This is a genomic window from uncultured Bacteroides sp. (assembly GCF_910585845.1).
Classification (GTDB): Bacteria; Bacteroidota; Bacteroidia; order Bacteroidales; family Bacteroidaceae; genus Bacteroides.
Map to the genome: position 1 here is coordinate 44,448 of NZ_CAJUHF010000003.1, position 24,238 is coordinate 68,685.

Genomic DNA, 24,238 nt, shown 5'->3' on the forward strand with positions numbered 1-24,238 from the left:
TCACGGGACCATTTTTTTCGTCTCGTGAGACGGATTTTTTTGTTCTTCCGTCTGAAACTTCCGACTGACCTTCATCAGATTAACCGTGTAAGTGACAACGTTTTGCGCTTCCTGTATCATCGTCAGATAGACAATGCTGACCTTGATGCTTCCGGACTGGCTTTGGATGCGTTTCAGCTCTTCACGTTTCAGGTGCGATAATTGCCCGATCAGTTCGTTGGCTTTCCGCAATTCCTTATCAAATCCTTCGTAATCGTTGCTTTCCATCTTGTACCGGCAGACTTGCAGCAAGTAGACGATGTCCTCCGTTACATCCGAGAACTCGCCTTTCTGAATGGCGTCCAACGGCTTGAAGTTATTGTCTATATGCTCCAGGCATGGCTCACAGAGGCGTCCGATGCTATATACCAGTTCACTGGCAAAGTCGTTGCCCTGATAGTAATAGAGTCCTTTCTCCAGCACCGTCTTGTTATCCAGGCGGCACATGGCAAGCGTGCCTGTACGTTTCATCTGCTTGACAAATTGCTTTTCGAACTTTACCGCTCCCATGTAGCGGCGCAGTCCGCGCAGGTTCTCATGTAGGAAGGCAGTGGTGATACGTTCCAGATGCTCTTCCGTGAATGCCAGAATCTTGGCCAGCTCTTCGCGGGTATGCTTGCGCAGCAATTCCAATATCTCGGCGTTGTCGCTGCTTTGCATTAATTGCTTGATGGTTTCGTTGCCTTTCTCTTTGGCTTTCCGCTTCTTGTACATCACTTGGCTGCGGATCAGTGAGAAGATTGCCATCCCGATCAGTGCGACAATGGCAACTGTACCTCCGAAGTGGATGACCATAGCTACGAAGAAACAGATGGTGAATGCGGCTCCTGCGGTGATGAACCAGCCTCCTATCACACTCAGTACTCCCGTGATGCGGAATACGGCAGAGTCACGTCCCCAAGCACGGTCGGCAAGCGATGTACCCATGGCGACCATGAACGTTACGTAAGTCGTAGAGAGCGGCAACTTCAGTGATGTACCCAAGGCAATGAGCAGACCTGCCAGTACAAGGTTGACCGAAGCACGTACCAGGTCGAATGCCGCCCCGTCGGCGATGATGGCCTCGTCCTTGCGGAAGCGTGTTCCGATCCAGCGCTTAGTGCTTTCGGGCATGATTTGCGAGATACCGTTAGACAGGGTCAGGCTGAATCGTACTAACGTACGGGCGATGGGCGTGCTGCCGAAGTTCTCTTCTCCTTCGTCCTGCCGGGCGAGGTCTACGGAAGTTTTGATTACGTTATGTGCCTTCTTTGAAGTACAGAGCGCGTACACCATGATGGCACCGGCTCCGAAGAGGAAATACCAGGGTGTCTTGGCGGGTCCGAGGAGCGAAGTCATCAGATAGTTGTCCGGTGAGACGCCTGCGCCGTTGGTGGTGTAATCGATGAATGAAGAGTAACCGGCAAGAGGTACACCGATAAAGTTGACAAGGTCGTTGCCGGCAAAAGCGAGTGCCAGTGCGAAGGTTCCTAACAGCACGACAACCTTGAATACATTCACCTTCATCCAATGTAATATCTGCATCAGCACGCTGAAGAACAGGAAGCTGCTGCCGATGAGCATTGCCGTGTGGTCGTGTATCCACTGCTTGTTTTCAGCGGTCATGAACGAACTCTCCTTCAAGCCCTTTATCAGCATGAAGTAGATGATGGATGTGACAGCGACACCCCCGAAGATGGCGATGCTGTATTTCATGTTCTTCTTGTAGTTGAAAGTGAACACCACACGTGCCAGCCACTGCACCAGGATGCCGAAGAAGAAGGCGATGGCCACGGACAGGAATATACCCATGATGACGGACAGTGCCTTATCGGTATTGATGAGGTCGCCGAGACCCAGCGTGTCGCTGCCGTTCACCTTGATAAGTGACAGTGCGAAGGTACCTCCCAATAGCTCGAAGACCATTGACACGGTGGTAGACGTGGGCATGCCCATTGTGTTGAAGACATCCAGTAACACAACGTCCGTCAGCATCACGGCAAGCAGGATGCACATCACTTCGGCGAAGTGGAAATGCTGGGGTTGATAGATGCCATGCCGGGCGATATCCATCATGCCGTTGGACAGGGCGGCACCGATAAATACGCCTATGCCGGCAATGAACAGCACGGTCTTGAACGAGGCAGCTTTTGCACCGACCGAAGACTGGAGGAAGTTGACAGCGTCATTGCTGACCCCTACGACGAGATCGAACATCGCAAGGACAAACAGGAAGATGACAATACATAAATAAATAGTTTCCATAATGATGTATTTTGTTTCTTTGCCGCAAAGGAACGGAAACTGTGTTGCAGCGAAATGACATACATATTACAGAAATATTACAATATGCCTGGAAGAAGGCGCGTAGAATAGCGCAAAGGCATGTGCGGGCGGCGCGGTTCATCGCTGGTCCTGTATCTTCCGGCTGAGATATTCGTAGAACGTATATTGCGACCGTATCTGCTCTTCCTGCGGATGGGGCGACTTCCAGCAGTTGCGCAGATGCTCGTCCACAAAGCAGGCCTTCCGCTTGTCGGCAAGCTGGATGGAAAGCATGTCGAACAGCTCTTGCCTCAATTCTGCATCCAGGATAGGGGTGACGGCTTCGATGCGGCGATACAGGTTACGGCGCATCCAGTCGGGCGAGCCGAGGAAGAGTTTGGGATTACCGCCGTTACCGAAGTACCAGATGCGGGCGTGCTCCAGGAACGTGTCTACGATGCGCGTCACGCGGATGTTGCGACTGTATTCTTGTCCCGGTATCAGGCAGCAGATGCCGCGGACAATCAAGTCGATCTGTACGCCTGCCTCCGATGCCTCATACAGGCGGTCGATCATGGCAGGGTCTTGCAGCGCATTCATCTTCAGGATGATGCGCCCCCCTTTTCCTTTCTTTGCTAACTCTATCTCGTGGTCGATGAGGCGGTTAAGCTCCGGTATCAGGTTGAAGCGTGCCACCAACAGGCGGCGGAACACCGGATTCTGTTTCCCCCGTAAGGTGCGGAATAGGTTGTTCAGGTCGTTGACCAGTACGGGGTTGGACGTGAACAGTCCGCTGTCGGCATAGAGCGTGGCGGTTTTCTCGTTGAAGTTTCCGGTGCTGATGTAGGCATAGCTTGTTAGTTTCTTGCCCTCCTTGCTGCGACACAAGACGAGAGCCACCTTGGCGTGCACTTTCAGTTTGGGGATGCTATAGATGATGTTGATGCCCGAAGCCTTCATCATTTCGGCGGTGGCAAGGTTGTTCTCTTCGTCGAAGCGGGCTTTCAGTTCTACGAAGACGGTCACTTTCTTTCCGTTCTGTGCGGCGGCTATCAGGGTGTTGATTACGGCGGAGTTTTCCGCCACGCGGTATTGGGTGACCATGATTTCGCGCACTTCGGGGGTGTGTACGGCTTCGTACAGGAAGTGGATGAAATGCCCGAAAGAGTGGTAAGGATAGTGCAACAGCAGGTCCCTCCTCTCCACATACTGGAAGATGGATTCACGTTCGTTGAGGCAAGTCAGCTTCATGGGTTGCGGCTTGCGTATGGAGGGGATGTTGGGGTTCGGGTTGGGCAGATGGCGCAAGTCCTCTAAGTTGAGGTGCTTGTCGCCGGGCACCAGCTCGCGGCGGTCTATATGGAAGGCGTCCACCAGAAAGTCGAGGAAGTCCTGCGGCATGGCGCGGTCGTACACGAAGCGGCACACATTGCCTATCTTGCGCTTCTTCACTTTGGTCTTCACCTGCTCGATGATTTCGGACGTGTTGGCAGCATCGTCTATCAGTATGTCCGCATCGCGCGAAATCTTGATGGAATAGCTGCAATCCACCTCATACCCCGGAAAGATAGTGTCGATATTTGCTTTGATGATGTCTTCGATGAACATCAGGTAATAGTTCCCTCCCACCTTCGGCAGTTCGATGAAGCGGGGCACCTTGCTGTAGGGCTGCTTCATGACGAAGTATTGGGGGGCGGCATCCTTCTCTGCCTTGGGATATAGCCGGACGGCGAGATAGAGGCGGTTGTCCCGCAGGAAAGAGACAATCCTGTCCTTGGAGACGGGGACGGGTTGCAGGTAGGGGAAGATCTCTTCCCAGAAGAAGCGTCGCACGAAGTCGTGATGGAACGGTTCGACGTTGCGGCTCTGATAGAAGATGATGTGGTCCTTCTTCAGGGCAGGCAGTATCTGCTGCTCGTAGATACGGATACGTTCTTCCAGCTGGCGGTTTACTTCCCGATTGATGGCGTCCACCAGTTCTACGGCGGACTGCACGGTCTCTTCGTCGCTTTGTGCGGCTCCGGTGGCGATAGCGCGGTGGTCCGCCACGCGTATTTTATAAAATTCCTCCAGATTGGACGAATAGATGGAAATGAAGTTAATCCGTTCATATAGAGGCAGGCTGTTGTCTTCTGCTTCCAGCAGTACGCGATAGTTGAACGACAGCCAACTGATGTCCCGTTTGAAATATCTGTTCTCCATACTTTCTTCTGTTGACAAAGATTTCCCCAAATATAGCTACCTTTGCAGAAATAAGCAAAAGAAAGATGACAAAAATTGGTTTATTATCCGATACGCACGGATATTGGGACGAGAAGTACCTGAAATATTTTGAGTCGTGCGATGAAATCTGGCATGCCGGAGACATCGGTTCGATGGAGGTGGTGCAGAAATTGGCGGCGTTCCGCACGCTGCGTGCCGTGTATGGCAATATAGACGGGCAGGACATCCGTACCCTCTATCCTCAAACCAACCGTTTCACCGTGGATGGTGCCGAAGTGCTGATGAAGCATATCGGGGGCTATCCCGGCAACTATGATCCCTCTATCCGTGGAAGCATCCTGGTGCGTCCGCCCAAGCTCTTCATCAGCGGACATTCCCACATTCTGAAAGTGAAATATGACAAGACCTTGGATATGCTCCATATCAATCCGGGTGCGGCAGGGCTGTTCGGTTTTCACAAAGTGCGCACGATGGTGCGCTTCGTCATAGACAACGGGACTTTCAAAGACCTTGAGGTGATAGAGCTGGCAGGGTAACTCTTCTTTTGGAATCGTTTAACCTCGTATAGCAAGGGGATATGACTCCCTTTGCTAAGTTGTTTCGTATGCCTTGCAAAGATGATTCACTCAGGATGAAAAGTTCATCTCGCGGCGCGAGATACAAATCTCAGCCCGCGAGATGTATATCCCGGCTGCTGAGATATACATCTCGCGCCGCGAGATGAGCTTTCTTCCTTGAGTGAAACAGTTTTTTATGCTGAGTGAAATGGTTTCTTTCCCTGAGTGAAACTATTTCATAAGCCATGTCTATTTACCTCTTGGTATGAGTGCGTGTCTGTTGTTAATATTATGTAAAGATGACCTTATTAGCAAAGAACTAGTAGACTATGAAGTGACAATGTTTAGAGTATTGGATGGCAGTCAGCCGGAGTCAATACTAAAAAAATGGATACTTTATTACGATAGTAGCGGTGGTTCAGATTATAATGGTGGATGTGTTGATGGTGATTTCTTCTATTGTAAATAATCCGTTGGCGGAATTCAAATATTACTCTTATTGCTTTGCCAAAGAATGCTACGGTAAAACCACCATGTACAACTCCAACATGGTGCTCTATTGAACCGCTATGCCGATACCGAAATGGTGAAGAAAGCCATAGGCGATACGTAACTGCACAAGGTTGTGGTGGTATATAAGGGGATGGAGATGGTGGTGTGCGAAGAGGTTTAAGTCGGAACTTCAATAAAATAGTTTAATTTATTTTGTACTGCGTCCGGTTTGCTTTATCTTTGCAACTTGAATAGCAAGTTAGAGCCGTGGGGCTTCGTCCTCCTTCTTATTTTATTCTCCATTTTTTGAAATATTACCGAAAAAAGAACTGAAATATGAAAGGAATTATTCTTGCCGGTGGCAGTGCCACCCGCCTATACCCCTTGTCTAAGGCCATTTCCAAGCAAATTATGCCGGTTTATGACAAACCGATGATCTACTATCCGCTTTCCACACTTATGTTGGCAGGGATACGCGAAGTGCTGATTATCTCTACTCCGCGCGACTTACCCATGTTCCGTGAATTGCTCGGTACGGGCGAAGAGTTAGGCATGTCCTTCTCCTATAAGGTGCAGGAGAAACCCAACGGTCTGGCACAAGCCTTCGTATTGGGTGCCGACTTTTTGGATGGTGGTCCCGGATGCCTCATTCTGGGCGACAACATGTTCTATGGGCAAGGCTTTTCCGCTATGTTGAAGCGTGCCGCTTCCATCGAAAAAGGCGCCTGCATCTTTGGTTACTACGTGAAAGACCCGCGTGCATATGGTGTTGTGGAATTTGATGCAGACGGCAAAGCCATCTCCTTGGAAGAGAAACCGGAGTGTCCGAAAAGCAACTATGCCGTTCCCGGCCTTTACTTCTACGACTCTACAGTCACCGCCAAAGCTGCCGCCCTTAAGCCTTCGGCACGTGGCGAATATGAAATCACCGACCTCAACCGCCTCTATCTGGACGAAGGTACACTGAAAGTGGAAATCTTCGGGCGCGGTTTTGCCTGGCTCGATACGGGTAACTGCGACAGCCTGCTGGAGGCAAGCAACTTTGTTGCCACGATACAGAACCGGCAAGGTTTCCGCGTGAGCTGTATCGAAGAGATAGCCTGGCGTAAAGGCTGGATCAATGTAGACCAGCTTTACCGTCTGGGCGAGCAACTGGGAAAAACAGAGTATGGCAAATATCTGATGGAACTTGCCGACTCATACCGGTAGGAGAGGGACTAACCAACTAAAAAAATTACAAACTCAATATCTTATGAAAACTTATCTTGTGACTGGTGCCGCCGGATTCATAGGCGCCAACTACATCAAGTACATCTTGGCTAAGCACAATGATGTGAAAGTGGTTATACTTGATTCTTTGACATACGCCGGAAATCTGGGTACGATAGCCGGTGACATTGACGACGAACGCTGCTTCTTCGTGAAAGGAGACATCTGCGACCGTGCGCTTGCCGACGAACTCTTCGCCAGGTTCAAGTTCGACTATGTGGTGAACTTTGCTGCCGAAAGCCATGTGGACCGCAGCATCGAAAATCCGCAGCTCTTCCTGATGACGAATATTCTGGGTACACAGAACCTGCTGGATGCCGCCCGCCGTGCATGGGTGACGGGAAAGGACGAGAACGGTTATCCTACTTGGCGGAAAGGTGTGCGCTATCATCAGGTATCTACCGATGAGGTATATGGTTCGTTGGGAGCTGAAGGATATTTTACGGAACAGACTCCGCTCTGTCCGCATAGCCCCTATAGTGCCTCTAAGACCAGTGCCGACATGGTCGTGATGGCATATCATGACACGTATAAGATGCCTGTATCCATTACCCGCTGTTCCAATAACTACGGTCCCTATCACTTCCCCGAGAAGCTGATACCGCTGATTATCAAGAATATTCTGGAAGGCAAGAAACTGCCTGTGTATGGTGACGGAAGCAACGTGCGCGATTGGTTGTACGTGGAAGACCACTGTAAAGCCATCGACCTGGTAGTTCGCGAAGGTGTCGAAGGCGAAGTCTATAACGTAGGTGGACACAATGAGAAGACAAACCTGGAAATCGTGAAGCTGACCATCTCTACTATCCACCGCCTGATGACGGAGAAGCCGGAATATCGCGAAGTGCTGAAGAAGAAAGTAACAGGCGAAGACGGACAGATTGATATCAGCTGGATAAACGAAGATCTGATCACTTTCGTCAAAGACCGCCTCGGTCATGACCAGCGCTATGCCATAGATCCGACCAAGATTACCAATGCTTTAGGATGGTATCCGGAAACAAAGTTTGAGGTAGGCATCGTGAAGACGATCGAATGGTACCTGAATAATCAGGCTTGGGTAGAAGAAGTGACCAGCGGCGACTACCAACATTATTACGAAAGAATGTACGGAGCAAGATGATTTGAGAAAATCACTCCTGCTACGAATAATTGTGGTAGGAGTGATTCTTTCAATTCGGGCATAATGACATACCCTCGGTTCGGTAAAGAGAGGGGGATTTGTACATTTACTTCTTTATTCGCAATGATGTACCGTTAGGATTCGCCTTGGATTGAAACAAGGCGGAATAGTGTGGGTTTGCAGTAAGGAATGTGAAGCTTAGGCAATGGATAGTGCGGCTGCAAGTAGCAATCCTAAGAGTAACATGTTGCGTGAAGTCTCGCCCAGTATGCGGTTCAGTTGTTTGCCACTGCCGATATGAACCATTCCGCGCCATGTCCGTATATGCAGACAGAGGTAGATGCCGGGTGCCCAGATAAATTCGAACGGAGTCAACCTGCCCGTGAATAGAAATCGGAAGCAACATAGTGCGGCGGCAATACCCAAACCCAGATACATGTATTCTCCGAATTTTTTGCCGTAACGTACCACTAAGGTCTGTTTACCGCTGATGGCGTCTTGTTCGCGGTCGCGGTAGTTGTTTACCATCAATAAAGTGTCTATCGCCAGACCACTGATGAGTGACAACGTCACTGCATCCATATCTATCGTGTATGCCTGTATATAGAAAGTGCCGCATACAGGGACGAATCCAAAGAAGACCAATACCAGCACATCTCCCCATCCCCGATAAGAGAGCAGAGTGGTATAGAGAAAGGCGAACAGCACGCATGCTCCTCCCAACATCACCAATTCCCAGCCCCTGTAGGGTAATTGCTCCCAGACGACGAACAACGTGGCAAGCCCGGTCAGACAAGAGAACAGTAGTATGATGCCGATGCCCGTCTTCATGGCGCGTGTCGTAATCCAACCCTCAGCACAGGCACGCTGTGGACCCAACCGGTCCTGTCGGTCGGAGCCTTTCAGGTAGTCGAATAAATCGTTGATAAAGTTGGCTGCTATCTGCATGCCGCAGGCAAAGAGGAGGCAAAGCAGAGCAGGGACGCTCTTGAAGAGTCCGTCGCTGACGGCAAGGGCACTGCCTAACAGTACCGGTATGATGGCTCCTGTAAGGGTCTTGGGGCGGGCGGCAAGAAACCAGGCATGGAATGAGTTGGGTTTGACTTCTTTCATTGATGTATTTCTTTCTTAAATCTCTCTCTTTCTTAATCTCTCTTTTTTCTTGATGTATCCTTTGGAGGTAGATCCTTTTTGGAATATCAGCCGTCAATCGGCTCGCAAAGATACAGAAAATCGCTATCTTTGCGTCTGCTATGATGAAGAAATTGATTTATATCTGTATCCTTTCAGGGTTGCTTTTCTCCTCATGTCGGTCGTACAGCCGCCTGCCCTTGTCACTGCCTCCGCACATCTCGGCAGAAGACAGTATCCGGATGGCGAATACGAAGATTACCATCTTCAGACAGCGTACCGGCTATAAAGGCATCAGCCGACTGAAGACGTATGAGTTTGCCCATCCAGACGTGCCTGTTGCTTTCGACGGGTTCCGCATGGCTTTCGTCTCCGACTTGCATTATAAAAGCCTATTCAAGGAAAAAGGATTGGATAATCTGGTGAAACTGCTCAAAGAGCAACATGCTGATGTGTTGCTGGTGGGAGGCGACCTGCACGAAGGATGCGAGTATGTACCTTCCGTCATTGCCGCCCTTGCCGCGGTCAAACCTCCGATGGGGGTGTATGCCGTACTGGGCAATAATGATTACGAGGCGTGCTACGACGAAATTGTCCGTGAGATGCGGCGGTGCGGTGTGCATCTGCTGGAGCATAAGGTTGATACGTTGAGGCGGAACGGGGAAGAGATACAGATTGCCGGTGTGCGCAATCCTTTCGATTTGAAGAAGAACGGTACTGCTCCTACGCTTGCCCTTTCTCCCGAAGATTTTGTGGTTCTACTGACCCATACGCCCGATTATGCCGAAGATGTTCCCGTCACCCATGCCGACTTGGTACTTGCAGGACATACCCACGGCGGACAGGTGACTCTGTTCGGTTGGTATGCCCCTATACTCCCTTCCCATTACGGGCAACGCTTCCGTACCGGTGTGCGCTATAACTCGATGCGCACACCGATGATCATAACCAATGGCATCGGCACGTCCAACAGGAACGTCCGCCTTTTTGCCCCCAGCGAAGCGGTAATGATTATCCTTCGCCGGGCAGAAGTACCACGCCCAGTTTCTTCTTTCCGTCCATCTTTACCGTGACAGGCTGTCCGAAGCGGATGTGGCGCAGGTATTTGCTTTCGTATACGGCAGGTTGGGCATTCAGGAAGTCCTGATTATATACCCCATCGTCCATGTAGGCATTGATGGTGAAGTAACCTACGCCGAAAGAAGTCAGGTTTTGGAAGAAGTGGGTTCCTTGGCTGGGGTCTACCCGATAATTGGTCAACCCAGCTTCCACGATGACGCGGGCGGCACTGATATGCGGCCATTTTACCGGGATGCCCAGCCAGGTATCGCTACTTCCCCAACGACCCGGACCTATCAGGACGTAATTCTTGCCTTCGTCGAGGAATTGCTGGTTCAGTTTCTCGATCTCCCATGCAATCTCTTGATTGTGCGAAGCGCTGTAGTCGTCAGTCTTTACGTAGACCACGTCATGCAGGTCGTTCATGATTCCGTGTCCGAGGGAATTGTTGGAACGCAGCAGCAACTTGTCATCCGGTATGGTGTTGAGGTCTTCGTCCAGCATCTCCTTGGTATCGACGATAGGGCGTACTTGCAGGAGGTAGAACGTACCACTCTTGTCCTTCTCGCGGCTCATGGTAGCGGCAAACTCAATTTCTACGGGACGGCGCATCTCCTGTTCTCCGTACTTCAACACCAGTTGCAGGATGCGTGCCAGTGGGAAGACATCATGTTGCAGGATGTTGGCGAAAGTGATGACCTTACGTCCGCCAGGATACAGTCCGTCGCGAATGATCTGGTCGTAGGGGTCGTAGGTAGAGGCGATGTAGTTCAGGGCACCGTCCTTCTCGGCCTCCTTCACATGCAGTTTCAGCAGGTTGAAGCCGTCGTCGATGGAGAAATTGTGTCCTACGTTTTTCAGGTCGAGGGCATAGAAGCGGGTTTGTGTCTCCTTCAGGGCAATTTCCATTTCGCTGGTCTGCAGGACCTGATGGGGGTGATAGGGAGAGAAGCGGAGAGTCATTCCACCGTCTACGATGTATTTTCCTAAGCCGAGGGCAAGGTTCACGGTACCCTCTTCCGCAACTTCGTCACCGATGGGGTAGTAGTTGAGCGAACGTGCCACGCCGGACATGTTGGGATAGTAACGGTCGCCGTACATGTTGCCCACGACTTCCTGAAGGATGACTGCCATCTTCTCTTGATCGATGACGTTGCTTGTGGCTTGCATGTAGGCCTTGCTATCGCGGAAGTAGACCGAAGCATATACCCCCTTGATAGCGTCGGAGAGCATGCGCAGCATCTCATACTTGTCGTCGAGGTAGGGGATCATGTAGGTGTTATAGATTCCGGCGAAGGGCTGATAGTGCGAGTCTTCCAGCAGGGAAGAGGAGCGGATGGCAAGCGGTGACTTCACTACGTCGAAGAAGGTGAAGAAGTCTTCCACGAGGCGGTCGGGCAGCTTGGCTTTCAGGAAATAGCGTAGGATCAGGGCATCATCGGAGTCGGAGAGGGCTACCTGATAGAGGTTGTTGGTCTCCATAAATTCGTCGAAGACATCAGTACAAAGCACTACGGTCTTGGGGATGGCGACACGGGCATTGTCGAACTCCTCGAATTCCGGATGATGTTTCACCATATTGTCGATGAAGGCAAGACCGCGTCCTTTTCCTCCCAGCGAGCCGTCGCCGATGCGGGCGAAGTTGGAGTAACGGTCGAAGCGGTCACGCTTGAAGACAGCCACGACACCTTGGTTTTTCATCTTGCGGTACTTCACGATGGCTTCGAAGATAATTCGCCGGTGAGCATCGACGTCCTGCAGGCTATTCCAAGTGATGGGTTTCAGAAACTCTGCCACAGGGAACATGGCACGGGAGTAGAGCCAGCGGCTGATATGGTTACGGCTGATATGGTAGAGGAACGACTCTGCCGGAATGGCAAACAGTATGTTTTGCAGCTCCTTGAGGTTTTTCACACGTGCAATCTCTTCCATTGTGTCGGGGTTGCGGAACACGAAATCACCGAAACCGAAGTTCTCCATGACGATGCGGCGCAGGTCGACATCCATCTTTTTGGAGTTCTTGTCGATGAAAGCGGCGCCATATTTGGAGGCGTAGAGGGCATTCTCCGATTCACTGGACTGGATGATAAGCGGTACGAACGGGTCTTGCTTGCGGATGGCGGCACAGAGCCTGATGCCGGCAAGTCCGTCTTTTTCGCCACGCTCCACACGGGGGAAGCGGACATCGGTGATCACTCCCAATATGTTGTTCTTGTATCTTTCGTAGATGCCGATCGCCTCATCGTAGGTACGTGCCAGGACGATTTTAGGGCGTCCACGCATGCGCAGCGTACGTTGGTGGGCATTCAGTGCTTCGGTACTGAACTCTTGGCTCTGCTTTAATACGAATTTGTAGAGGTTGGGCAGGATAGAGGAGTAGAAGCGTATGCCGTCTTCTACGAGAAGTATCAGCTGTACGCCTACCTCTTTGACGTCATGTTCCAGGTTCATCTTGTCTTCTATCAGCTTGATGATGGAGACCAGCAGATCGGTGTTGCCCAGCCAGCAGAACACATACTCGAAGGCACTTAGGTCTTCGTTGGCAATGCGCTTGGTGATGCCGTGGCTGAAAGGGGTCAGTATCACGACAGGTATGTGCTCATATAGGCTTTTGATGTGGCGTGCCACATCAAAACTCTCGTTGTCACCCGTTCCCGGCATGCAGATGATGAGATCGAAAGGCACGGTGGAGAGTTGTGCCAACGCCTCTTCGCAGGTCGATACCTGAGTGAAGCGTGGCGGATAGCGCAGGGAAAGCGAGGTATACTCGTTGAAGATTTTCTCGTCGATTCGTCCGTCGTCTTCTAGCATGAAGGCATCGTAGGGATTGGCGATGAGCAAGATGTTGAAGATACGCCTCGTCATCAGGTTGGCGAACTGCGTGTCCTTGAAATAGAGTTGGTTTAATTTAAGCTTGCTGAGCATGGCTTATCATGGTTTATAGGTTTGACGGGCAAAAGTAATAGAAACAGAACGATTTATAACGTTTTCTGGGTACTTTTTCGTATGTTTCTTATTAGAAAAGTGATTTTTTCCCTTTTTGGTTGGTTTTCCTTTCTTATCTGTACTTATCATCTATTCTGACGTGGGTGGAAGGAGGTATGGAATCCTAAAATTATTGTGGTTAAAAATGCTTGTATTTGGTGTGAACCGGTATAACTGTTACCCTTCTGTGGCATTTGGAGGTGTTCTTAATGGTACTAAATGAGATAACCGCGAAAGAAAGGCATAATTATGCATTAATTTCTTGTTTGCTATTAACAGTTTTTGTAATTTTACGCCTAAATGAAGTGAACCGACGGTAATATGTAGATAATCCGACGAGTTGAAATCGTATTGTGTCCATGTGAATGTGTGACTATATATAATAATGTGTAATAAGCAATGAAAAAAGTAACTTTATTCGCAACAGGTATCATTATGATGTCATGTGCACAACAGCAACAGAAACTGGCGTATCCTGAAACCGCAAAGGTGGATACGGTAGATGTTTATTTTGGAACAGAAGTCCCCGATCCTTATCGCTGGCTGGAGAATGATACCTCCGAGGCAACTGCAGCATGGGTGGAAGCACAGAATCAGGTGACAAACGCTTATCTAGCTAAAATCCCGTTCCGTAATGCCTTGCTGAACCGTCTGACGGATTTGGCTAATTACGAGAAAATCGGTGCACCTTTTAAGAAGCATGGCAAATATTACTTCTACAAGAACGACGGATTGCAGAATCAGAGTGTGCTCTACGTGCAGGACAGTTTGGAAGGCGAACCGCGCGTATTCCTCGACCCCAACAAATTGTCGGACGACGGCACTGTAGCACTGACTGGTATTTCCTTCTCACACGACGGGAAATATACGGCATATACCATCTCGCGCAGTGGTTCGGATTGGACCGAAATCTATGTCATGGACACGGAAACCAGCCAGTTACTGGAGGATCATATCCTGTGGGCTAAGTTCTCAGGTGCTTCCTGGCAGGGGGACGGCTTTTACTACAGCGCATACGATGCTCCGGTGAAAGGTAAGGAGTTCTCCAACGTGAACGAGATGCATAAAATCTATTTCCACAAGATGGGTACCCCGCAATCGGAAGACAAGCTGGTTTATCAGAATCCTGCCTATCCGAAACGCTTCTACAGTGCCAGTGTGAATGAAGATGAGACACTGTTGTTCCTCTATGAGTCGGGCGAAGGACGTGGAAACGCCCTGTACGTGAAGGATCTGCGTAAACCGAACGCACCTTTCGTGGCAATGGCTACGGATATGGACTACAACTATTATCCTATCGAAATAATAGGCGACAAGATGTACATATTCACTAATTTCGGTGCTCCCAAGTATCGCCTATTGGTGGCAGACGTCAGCAAGCCTGAACTGAAAGACTGGGTAGAGCTGGTGCCTGAGACAGAGAATGTGCTTTCTGGTGCAGAAGTGATAGGCGGGAAGTTATTCCTGACATATGATAAGGATGTTGCCAACCATGCATACGTATATGATTTGACAGGCAAGATGATACAGGAAATCCAATTGCCGTCGCTTGGGTCGGTCAGCTTCAGCGGTGACAAGGATGACAAGGAATGTTTCTTTGGATTTACATCGTTCACGGTTCCCGGTGCTACCTATAAATATGATATGGACCAGAATGCCTACGAACTTTTCCGTGCTCCTAAAGTAGCCTTCAATCCGGATGAGTATATGACTGAACAGGTGTTCTACCCCAGTAAAGACGGTACGAAGATACCTATGTTCCTCACTTATAAGAAAGGTTTGAAGAAGGATGGCAAGAATCCGGTATACCTCTATGCTTATGGTGGGTTCAATATCAGCCTTTATCCCTCTTTTTCCACTTCACGTGTTCCGTTTTTGGAAAATGGCGGTATCTATGCACAGGCAAACCTGCGCGGTGGTGGCGAATATGGTGAAGAGTGGCACGTGGCAGGTACGAAGATGCAGAAACAAAATGTATTCGATGACTTTATCTCTGCAGCCGAATACCTCATTAATAGTAAGTATACCAATAAAGATAAGATTGCTATCGTAGGCGGTTCTAACGGTGGTCTGCTGGTGGGCGCTTGCATGACACAACGTCCTGACCTCTTCCGTGTGGCCATTCCGCAAGTAGGAGTGATGGATATGCTCCGCTATCACAAATTCACCATTGGCTGGAATTGGGCAAGTGATTATGGTACGAGCGATGACAGCAAGGAGATGTTTGACTACCTGAAAGGTTACTCTCCTTTGCACAATCTGAAACTTGGGGGCAAGTATCCTGCAACTATGGTTACCACGGCCGATCATGACGACCGTGTGGTTCCTGCCCATTCATTCAAGTTTGCTGCTACCTTGCAAGAGTGCAATGACGGAACGAATCCTACTCTGATCCGCGTCGACAGCAAGGCTGGACATGGAGCAGGTAAGCCTATGGCTAAAGTATTGGAAGAACAGGCTGATATCTATGGCTTTATCATGTATAACTTGGGCATGACCCCAAAATTCTAAAGCAGGCAGATAGAAACTGTAGCGTGTAAGGTAGAAAGTGTGTAACTAGTTGTATGATATCCGGTTGCTTGCTTTCTGCCTTGTCTGTATACTTTCGCTCCATTCTTGGCATATATTCTATAGAAAATATCATTTTATCATTATTTAATCAAAAAAATGCCGAAAAATAGGATTTGATTCAAAAGATTATTTATATTTGCACTGTTATTCGTTGACATTTTGTTCGAATAGCGCTAAGATAACGAAAGGATAAACCTTTTAAAAAGTAATATTATGAATATCGAACGAATTATGTCCTCTTTGGAGGCAAAGCATCCCGGTGAGTCTGAATATCTTCAAGCCGTAAAGGAAGTTCTTCTTTCTATCGAAGATATTTACAATCAACATCCTGAGTTTGAGAAAGCTAAGATTATAGAACGCTTAGTTGAACCGGATAGAATCTTTACGTTCCGTGTTACATGGGTAGATGACAAGGGAGAAGTGCAAACGAACCTTGGTTATCGTGTACAATTCAACAATGCTATTGGTCCATACAAGGGCGGTATTCGTTTCCATGCGTCTGTAAACCTCTCTATTCTGAAATTCTTAGGTTTTGAACAGACTTTCAAGAATGCGTTGACCACTCTGCCGATGGGTGGAGGCAAGGGAGGTTCCGACTTCTCACCACGTGGCAAGAGTGATGCTGAAATCATGCGTTTCTGTCAGGCTTTCATGCTTGAGTTGTGGCGTCATCTCGGTCCGGATATGGATGTGCCTGCCGGTGATATAGGCGTAGGAGGTCGCGAAGTAGGTTACATGTTCGGCATGTATAAGAAGTTGACCCGTGAATTTACCGGTACCTTCACAGGTAAAGGCTTGGAATTTGGAGGTTCGTTGATACGTCCAGAGGCAACAGGTTTCGGAGGATTGTACTTTGTAAACCAAATGTTGGAGACTAAGGGTATTGATATCAAGGGTAAGACGGTTGCTATCTCCGGTTTTGGAAATGTGGCATGGGGTGCCGCTATCAAAGCAACGGAATTAGGTGCCAAGGTGGTGACTATCTCCGGTCCCGATGGTTACATTTATGACCCGAATGGTATCAGTGGTGAGAAGATAGATTATATGCTTGAGCTTCGTGCATCGGGTAATGATATCGTAGCTCCGTATGCAGATGAATTCCCCGGTTCTACATTCGTAGCAGGCAAGCGTCCTTGGGAAGTGAAGGTTGATATCGCATTGCCTTGCGCCACTCAGAATGAATTGAACGGTGATGATGCTCGTCGTTTGATTGAGAACAACGTAATGTGCGTAGGTGAAATATCCAATATGGGCTGTACGCCGGAAGCTATTGACTTGTTCATCGAACATAAGATCATGTATGCTCCGGGTAAGGCTGTTAATGCCGGTGGTGTAGCTACTTCTGGTTTGGAAATGTCTCAGAACGCTATGCACCTCAGTTGGAGTGCTGCTGAAGTGGATGAAAAATTACATTCCATCATGCATGGTATTCATGCCCAATGCGTAAAATATGGAACAGAACCTGACGGTTACATCAACTATGTGAAGGGTGCTAATATTGCAGGCTTCATGAAAGTAGCTCACGCTATGATGGGTCAGGGAATAATTTAAAGGAAACTTTGTTTAGTTGTATTTGTATTTGTGGTTTGTGCTGCCCCAGCCTGTGAAGGTATAGGGCAGTACTTTTTTTATTTAAATCTCAAACATTCGGCTTCTTGCCAGCATGCATGCACCTACAATACCTGCTTTGTCTTTCAATTTGGAAGTCATGATGACCGAATCTTTGTTGACCAGATTCAGTGAATACTTCCGTACTGCTGTCTTCAGGGGCTGGGTAATGTAATCTCCGGTGAGGGAAAGTGTCCCTCCGATGATGACTAACTCCGGATTGAAGATATTGATGAGGCCTGCAATTTGTTTGCCAAGCTTTTGCCCGATCTCTTCTACAATTTCAATGCAGAGTAAGTCCTCTTTGTTGACGGCGGTTATAATTTCATCTAAAGTGAGCGTATTGTCTGTTTTTGCCCGATTGGAAAGAATGGAGTTTTCTCCCATTCTGATACGTTCCAATAATGTACGGTGTAGTGCGGAACCTGATGCTTCTGTTTCCAAACAACCTTTTTTGCCACAATGGCAAATGATCTCATTGTCGAACGCATTCACATGTCCGAACTCTCCAGAGAAACCTGATTTTCCTGTATAGATTTTCCCGTCTATAATAATTCCGATTCCTAATCCCCAACTGACATTTATGAAAATAATATCTTTTTCACCTTTTACGCATCCTTGCATGTATTCTCCATATGTCATTGCACGGGTATCATTATCAATAGTAACAGGGTAACCGAGCCTTTCACTTAAAACATCTGCAAGTGGTCGCTCTTCAAAATTGAATTGGCTGAAACAGTATCCTGATTCAGGGTTCACCCGACCAGATACATTGACGTTGATGTTCAGGATTTTTTCTGTGTCTATTGTGAGTTCCTTAATGAAGTTTATGATAAGGTTACAAAGTTCATCCAATCCTTTCAAGGAATTCTCGAAGTTATATGGAATATTCATTTTTAATTCTACCATGTCCCCTTTGAAGTTGATTAATCCGATGTTGACGGCGAATTTCTTTATATCTACTCCAATAAAGTAGCCGGATTGAGGATTTAATCCATATAAATGCGGATGGCGTCCTCCGCTTGTTTCCAATTTCCCATAATCATTGATATATCCTTCATCGAACATTTCGCTGATTAGTTTTGTGACTGTGGGGATACTCAGATCCAACTCTTTGGAAAGATCTGGAATTGTAGAACTACCATTATATATATAATGGGTAATGATCCTTTTCTTTATAAGGGCATTTTTAGAGCCCATTTCTATTTCTTTTAGGAATTGCTGGTACATAATTGTCGTTTGTTTTATTATTCGCCTCAAAGATAATTAATAAATTTATTAATTCCAATCCTTATAAAAAAGATACGGCTGGATTTCTGAAAAGTGCGTTGGTTATCTTGTTCTCTCTTTCTCTTCTCTATTATATAAATTTCCCTCTTCTTCTTTCTTTATTTTCCTCTCTATTAATAATATCTGCTATATTTAATAAAAATGAGTGGTATGTATAAAATATAATAATAAAATAATTTATTATCTATTGTTTATTTAATAAATATATCTATCTTTGCATCGTGATATAAACAATGAAAGTTTTATAATCATAAAGATTAAACTTAAAATTCAATAGGTTAACATATATAATATAGAGGAGAAATACTATGAAAACAAGCAATCGCAGAGAATTTCTGAAAAAAGCCGCTTTGGCAGGAGCTTCCGCTTTGGTAGCTTCTGGATTGCTGGCAGATGAAGTACCTGGGACAGTTTCATCTTCTTCAATACCTCAAAGTGATGTTTGTGTCGACAGGTTTATTTTGCCCAAGGCCAATGGATTGAAGATTACCGGAACTTTCTTAGATGAAATATCCCATGATATCCCTCATCAGAATTGGGGGGAAAAGGAATGGGATCAGGATTTTCGTTATATGAAGAGTATTGGAATTGATACGGTTATCATGATTCGTTCCGGCTATCGTAAGTTTATCACTTATCCTTCCAAATATTTGTTGAAGAAAGGATGTTATATGCCGTCTTTTGACTTATTGGATATATACCTTCGTTTAGCGGATAAATACCAAATGAAATTTTATTTTGGTTTATATGATTCCGGAAAATATTGGGATACGGGAGATCTTTCCCATGAAATTGAAGATAATAAATATGTCATAGATGAAGTGTGGGACAGGTATGGCAAGAGATACAAAAGTTTTGGCGGTTGGTATATAAGTGGTGAGATTAGTCGTAAAACGAAAGGGGCCATTGATGCTTTTCGTGCGATGGGAAAACAGTGTAAGGATATATCAGGTGGATTGCCAACTTTTATATCGCCCTGGATTGACGGGAAGAAAGCTGTAATGGGAACAGGTAAGTTGACCAGGGAGGATGCAGTATCGGTTCAGGAACACGAAAGGGAGTGGAATGAAATCTTTGATGGGATTCATGAAGTCGTTGACGCTTGTGCCTTTCAGGACGGACATATTGATTATGATGAGTTGGATGCCTTTTTTACGGTAAATAAGAAACTGGCAGATAAATATGGAATGAAGTGTTGGACAAATGCGGAGACTTTTGATCGTGACATGCCCATAAACTTTCTACCAATAAAGTTTGATAAACTTCGGATGAAATTGGAAGCGGCTAAACGGGCAGGATATGATAAAGCTATAACTTTTGAGTTCTCTCACTTTATGAGTCCGCAATCTGCTTATTTACAGGCAGGACATTTATATGATAGATATAAAGAATACTTTAATATAAAATAGAAATGAAGTCGACAATTAATTTAGGTTATTTGGTTTTCCTTTCAGTAGTAGCAGCTTTAGGCGGTTTTCTATTTGGATATGATACAGCTGTTATTTCTGGTACTATTGCTCAAGTTACCAAACAATTTCAGTTGGATGCCTTGCAACAAGGATGGTATGTGGGATGTGCATTGATCGGTTCCATCATCGGGGTACTTTTTGCTGGTATTTTGAGTGATAGGTTCGGACGGAAATTTACTATGATTCTCTCGGCAATCCTATTTTCGACTTCTGCAATAGGCTGTGCTGTCTGTGTGGATTTTAATAAATTGGTGGTTTACCGAATAATAGGTGGTATTGGAATAGGAGTTGTTTCTATTATTTCTCCGCTTTATATTTCGGAAGTTGCTGTCGCTCAATTTCGCGGACGCTTGGTTTCCTTATATCAGTTGGCTGTTACAATTGGATTTCTGGGGGCTTATCTTGTGAATTATCAGCTTTTGGAATATTCCACGAGTAATTTAGATGTTACTGCCGGGTGGTGGAACTTGATATTTGTAGAAGAAGTTTGGAGAGGAATGTTAGGTATGGAGACACTTCCTGCCTTATTATTCTTTATCATCATCTTCTTCATACCAGAAAGCCCACGTTGGTTAATATTGAAAGGAAGAGAAGAAAAAGCTACTAATATTCTTCAGAGAATTTATGTATCTTCTAAGGAAGCTATGTTTCAATTAGCGGAAACTAAGTCTGTTATATCTTCCGAAGTAAAATCGGAATGGAGGTTTTTATTACGACCCGGTATAATGAAAGCTGTTATAATAGGTGTATGCATAGCCTTGCTCGGACAGTTTATGGGCGTCAATGCTGTGTTGTATTATGGACCATCCATTTTTGAAAACGCCGGTTTGTCAGGAGGGGATTCTCTGTATTATCAGGTTCTGGTAGGCTTAGTGAATACTCTGACTACTATATTGGCTCTTATTATTATAGATAAGGTAGGACGTAAAAAATTAGTCTATTATGGTGTATCTGGTATGGTAATTTCTTTAATACTGATTGCGGCTTATTTTATGTATGGCGAATCTTGGAGAATTTCTAGTATTTTTCTTCTGATCTTTTTCCTCTTCTATGTATTTTGCTGTGCTGTGTCTATATGTGCTGTAGTGTTTGTACTTCTTTCCGAAATGTACCCGACCCAGATACGTGGACTTGCTATGTCCATTGCTGGTTTTGCTTTGTGGATAGGTACATACCTGATTGGGCAGTTAACCCCCTGGATGCTCCAGAATTTTACCCCCGCTGGAACATTCCTGCTGTTTGCAATCATGTGTGTACCTTATATGTTGATCGTCTGGAAACTTGTTCCTGAAACTACTGGTAAGTCTTTGGAAGAAATTGAACGTTACTGGATGGATACAAAAAATTGACCTTAAATAATATATATAATGAAGATTGGAAACTTTTTATTGAACAGTTGTTTTATAGCTACTTTATGCTCATGTAGCATTTCTCAAAAAGAAAATTTGAATTTAACTCTATCAAAAGATGTATTATTCGATAAAGTGAAGGGTGCTTGGGCTGGTCAGACTATCGGTTGTACGTATGGTGGTCCGACAGAGTTTCAGTATTTGTCTACTATGGTTCCTGATTCTATAGTGATTCCTTGGGGAGCGGGTGAGATCAAAAAGTGGTATAACGGTGGTGGTGGTCTTTATGATGACATTTATGTAGACTTGACTTTTGTGGAGACCTTTGAAAGATGTGGGCTGAATGCTCCTGCTGATTCTTTTGCTGCTGCATTCCTTGCTAAAGAATATCCTTTGTGCCATGCCAACCAGATGGCTCGTTATAATCTTTTGCAAGGTTTGACTCCTCCCTCCAGTGGTTATTGGAAAAATAACCCTCATGCCAATTGTTTGGATTTCCAGATTGAAGCGGATTTTGCAGGTATCATGTCTCCGGGTATGGTGAATAGTGCTACTGAGATTTGCGATCGTGTAGGACATATTATGGCTTATGGCGATGGATGGTATGGCGGCGTGTATGTAGCCGCAATGTATTCTTTGGCTTATGTGAGCGATGATATCGAGTACATTGTGGTAGAGGCGTTGAAATCAGTTCCTCAGGGAAGCCGCTTTCATGAATGTATGTCTGATGTTATAAATTGGCATAAACAATATCCAGAGGATTGGAAAAAATGCTGGGAAGAAATAGAGAAGAAATGGGGGAGCAATGACATAGCCTGTCCTGATGGAGTCGAAATGCCTTTCAATATTGAAACTTATGTAAACGGTGCATACATAATTTTGGGATTGCTCTATGGACAGGGAGATTTCGAGAAGACCATTGATATTTCTACGCGTGCGGGACAAGATTCAGATTGTAATCCGGCTTCTTCCGGTGGTATTTTGGGAACCATGATCGGTTATGGTCGTATCCCTGAGAAATATAAGAATGAATTGACTATAGTTGAAGACATCCCTTTCAATAATACGGTAAGTTTTAATAAAGGATGTGAACTGAGCTTTGGACATGCTTTACAAATGATAGAAAGAGGTGGCGGAAAGATTGGAGATAATGAATTGACAATCAACTTTCAACAGCCGGAACCTGCACAGTTAGAAATTAGTTTTGAGGGCTTGAAACTTGATAAAAAAGTGGTAGTGGATAATTGGATCGCTCATTTCCCGTCAATAGAATTTGAAGGAATAGGAGCTGTGATAAAAGGTGAACTTAAAGGTGAAAATGTTCCTGAAGATTATGTTGCCGAATTGGATGTCTATTTTAATGATAATTTGATAGAGGTGTGTAAGTTACCGTTAAAGTATAATCATCGTAAACATGAATTGTTCTTTAATTATGTTCAGCCTTACGGTAAATATACAGTGACTTGTAAATGGGTAAATCCCGCTAAGGGTGCTGATATTTGGGTAAGAGATGTTATCACTTATACGACAGATAAATAATAAGAAATATAGGGAGACTGGTTTTGATGCATACTGATAAAAAACGTTTCCAGTTCCTATCTAAAAAGAGAAAAATGATGGATTTTAAAGAGTTAGCGAGTCAGTACAAGGATGAACTTTTGAATAACGTTCTTCCTTTCTGGTTGGAGCATTCCCAAGATTATGAATACGGTGGGTATTTTACTTGTCTGGATAGAGAAGGGAATGTCTTTGACACAGACAAATTTGTTTGGTTACAAGGCCGGGAAGTATGGTTGTTTTCAATGCTTTATAACAAGGTGGAGAAACGCCAAGAATGGCTCGACTGTGCAATTCAGGGAGGTGAGTTCCTGAAGAAGTATGGTCATGATGGGAATTACAATTGGTATTTTTCCTTGGATCGTACCGGACGTCCGTTGGTGGATCCTTATAATATTTTCTCATACACCTTTGCCACAATGGCATTCGGACAACTGAGTTTGGCTACCGGAAACCAGGAATATGCGGATATAGCTAAAAAGACCTTTGATATTGTTTTATCGAAAGTTGACAATCCGAAAGGGAACTGGAACAAACTTCATCCGGGTACACGTAATTTAAAGAATTTCGCCTTACCAATGATCCTATGTAATTTGGCTATGGAGATAGAGCATTTGTTGGATGAGGGATATTTGGAAAAGACGATGGAAGTATGTATTCACGAAGTTATGGAGGTTTTCTATCGTCCTGAATTAGGAGGTATTATTGTAGAGAATGTTCTGGCAAATGGAGAACTTTCTGATTCATTTGAAGGACGGCAAGTAACTCCGGGGCATGATATTGAAGCCATGTGGTTTATTATGGATCTAGGAAAACGTTTGAACCGTCCAAATTTGATTGAAAGGGCAAAAGAGGTCACATTAAAAATGATAGATTATGGTTGGGATGAGGAATTTGGAGGTCTCTACTATTTTATGGACCGTAAAGGTTATCCTCCTCAGCAACTGGAGTGGGATCAGAAATTATGGTGGGTTCATATAGAGACTTTGATTTCATTGCTCAAAGGTTATCAATTGACTGGAGACAAGCAATGTCTTGACTGGTTTGAAAAGGTACATGAATATACCTGGAATCATTTCAAAGATAAGGAATATCCTGAATGGTATGGTTATTTGAATAGGAGAGGTGAGGTACTATTACCTCTGAAAGGTGGAAAGTGGAAAGGTTGTTTCCATGTTCCGAGAGGGCTTTATCAATGCTGGAAGATATTAGAAGATCTGACTTTAGTAGCATGCAATGAAAATAATAATCCCTAATTTAAAACTATAATAA

Annotated in this window: 16 protein-coding genes; 11 read left to right on the forward strand and 5 right to left on the reverse strand. The window is 45.9% G+C overall.

Features of this window, described 5'->3' with window-relative positions; all coding sequences use genetic code 11:
* Entirely contained in the window at window positions 1–2,283 is a 2,283-nt protein-coding gene (locus QZ323_RS01560; protein WP_294632257.1) for an inorganic phosphate transporter, read from the reverse strand.
* A gap of 138 nt (window positions 2,284–2,421) precedes the next feature.
* Complete coding sequence (locus tag QZ323_RS01565) at window positions 2,422–4,485, reverse strand: RNA degradosome polyphosphate kinase (RefSeq protein WP_294632259.1); 2,064 nt, start codon at window positions 4,483–4,485, stop codon at window positions 2,422–2,424.
* A gap of 65 nt (window positions 4,486–4,550) precedes the next feature.
* Between QZ323_RS01565 and QZ323_RS01570 the strand changes: the two genes are divergently transcribed.
* The 4 genes from QZ323_RS01570 (at window position 4,551) to rfbB (ending at window position 7,947) form a co-directional block, all read left to right on the forward strand.
* Window positions 4,551–5,042 carry a metallophosphoesterase family protein gene (locus QZ323_RS01570; protein ID WP_294632261.1) on the forward strand — a complete coding sequence of 164 codons (492 nt, stop codon included), beginning with the start codon at window positions 4,551–4,553 and terminating at the stop codon, window positions 5,040–5,042.
* A 434-nt stretch (window positions 5,043–5,476) separates the two neighbouring features.
* Window positions 5,477–5,626, forward strand: coding sequence for a hypothetical protein (locus tag QZ323_RS01575; protein WP_294632263.1), 150 nt, complete (start codon window positions 5,477–5,479; stop codon window positions 5,624–5,626).
* Window positions 5,627–5,891: 265 nt separating this feature from the next.
* Window positions 5,892–6,764, forward strand: coding sequence for a glucose-1-phosphate thymidylyltransferase RfbA (rfbA, locus tag QZ323_RS01580; RefSeq protein ID WP_294632266.1), 873 nt, complete (start codon window positions 5,892–5,894; stop codon window positions 6,762–6,764).
* A gap of 43 nt (window positions 6,765–6,807) precedes the next feature.
* Window positions 6,808–7,947: a dTDP-glucose 4,6-dehydratase gene (gene rfbB / locus QZ323_RS01585; RefSeq protein ID WP_294632268.1), complete on the forward strand. Its 1,140-nt coding sequence runs from the start codon at window positions 6,808–6,810 to the stop codon at window positions 7,945–7,947.
* A gap of 198 nt (window positions 7,948–8,145) precedes the next feature.
* Here rfbB and menA read toward each other — a convergent pair whose 3' ends face one another.
* Window positions 8,146–9,060, reverse strand: coding sequence for a 1,4-dihydroxy-2-naphthoate octaprenyltransferase (gene menA, locus QZ323_RS01590; RefSeq protein ID WP_294632270.1), 915 nt, complete (start codon window positions 9,058–9,060; stop codon window positions 8,146–8,148).
* Window positions 9,061–9,203: 143 nt separating this feature from the next.
* On the opposite strand from menA, the gene QZ323_RS01595 reads away from it, so the two are divergent.
* Window positions 9,204–10,151, forward strand: coding sequence for a metallophosphoesterase (locus QZ323_RS01595; RefSeq protein ID WP_294632359.1), 948 nt, complete (start codon window positions 9,204–9,206; stop codon window positions 10,149–10,151).
* Here QZ323_RS01595 and QZ323_RS01600 read toward each other — a convergent pair.
* Entirely contained in the window at window positions 10,090–13,062 is a 2,973-nt protein-coding gene (locus tag QZ323_RS01600) for a PEP/pyruvate-binding domain-containing protein (protein WP_294632272.1), read from the reverse strand. The two genes, QZ323_RS01595 and QZ323_RS01600, sit on opposite strands and share 62 nt — an antisense overlap.
* A 459-nt stretch (window positions 13,063–13,521) precedes the next feature.
* On the opposite strand from QZ323_RS01600, the gene QZ323_RS01605 reads away from it, so the two are divergent.
* The gene (locus QZ323_RS01605; RefSeq protein ID WP_294632273.1) at window positions 13,522–15,633 is read left to right on the forward strand and encodes a prolyl oligopeptidase family serine peptidase; all 2,112 of its coding nucleotides are present in this window, start codon (window positions 13,522–13,524) and stop codon (window positions 15,631–15,633) included.
* Window positions 15,634–15,906: 273 nt separating this feature from the next.
* The gene (gdhA, locus tag QZ323_RS01610) at window positions 15,907–17,244 is read left to right on the forward strand and encodes an NADP-specific glutamate dehydrogenase (protein WP_294632275.1); all 1,338 of its coding nucleotides are present in this window, start codon (window positions 15,907–15,909) and stop codon (window positions 17,242–17,244) included.
* 81 nt (window positions 17,245–17,325) lie between these two features.
* Here the strand turns inward: gdhA and QZ323_RS01615 are convergent, their stop codons facing one another.
* The gene (locus QZ323_RS01615; RefSeq protein WP_294632277.1) at window positions 17,326–18,531 is read right to left on the reverse strand and encodes an ROK family transcriptional regulator; all 1,206 of its coding nucleotides are present in this window, start codon (window positions 18,529–18,531) and stop codon (window positions 17,326–17,328) included.
* A 368-nt stretch (window positions 18,532–18,899) separates the two neighbouring features.
* Here QZ323_RS01615 and QZ323_RS01620 point away from each other — a divergent pair, with 368 nt between their 5' ends.
* The 4 genes from QZ323_RS01620 (at window position 18,900) to QZ323_RS01635 (ending at window position 24,222) form a co-directional block, all read left to right on the forward strand.
* A complete protein-coding gene (locus QZ323_RS01620; RefSeq protein WP_294632279.1) occupies window positions 18,900–20,000 on the forward strand; it encodes a DUF4434 domain-containing protein in 1,101 nt (366 codons plus the stop codon).
* 2 nt (window positions 20,001–20,002) lie between these two features.
* The gene (locus QZ323_RS01625; RefSeq protein WP_294632281.1) at window positions 20,003–21,409 is read left to right on the forward strand and encodes a sugar porter family MFS transporter; all 1,407 of its coding nucleotides are present in this window, start codon (window positions 20,003–20,005) and stop codon (window positions 21,407–21,409) included.
* Window positions 21,410–21,427: 18 nt separating this feature from the next.
* Entirely contained in the window at window positions 21,428–22,948 is a 1,521-nt protein-coding gene (locus tag QZ323_RS01630; protein ID WP_294632283.1) for an ADP-ribosylglycohydrolase family protein, read from the forward strand.
* Between the two features lie 77 nt (window positions 22,949–23,025).
* Window positions 23,026–24,222: an AGE family epimerase/isomerase gene (locus QZ323_RS01635; protein WP_294632361.1), complete on the forward strand. Its 1,197-nt coding sequence runs from the start codon at window positions 23,026–23,028 to the stop codon at window positions 24,220–24,222.
* Window positions 24,223–24,238 lie beyond the last annotated feature (16 nt).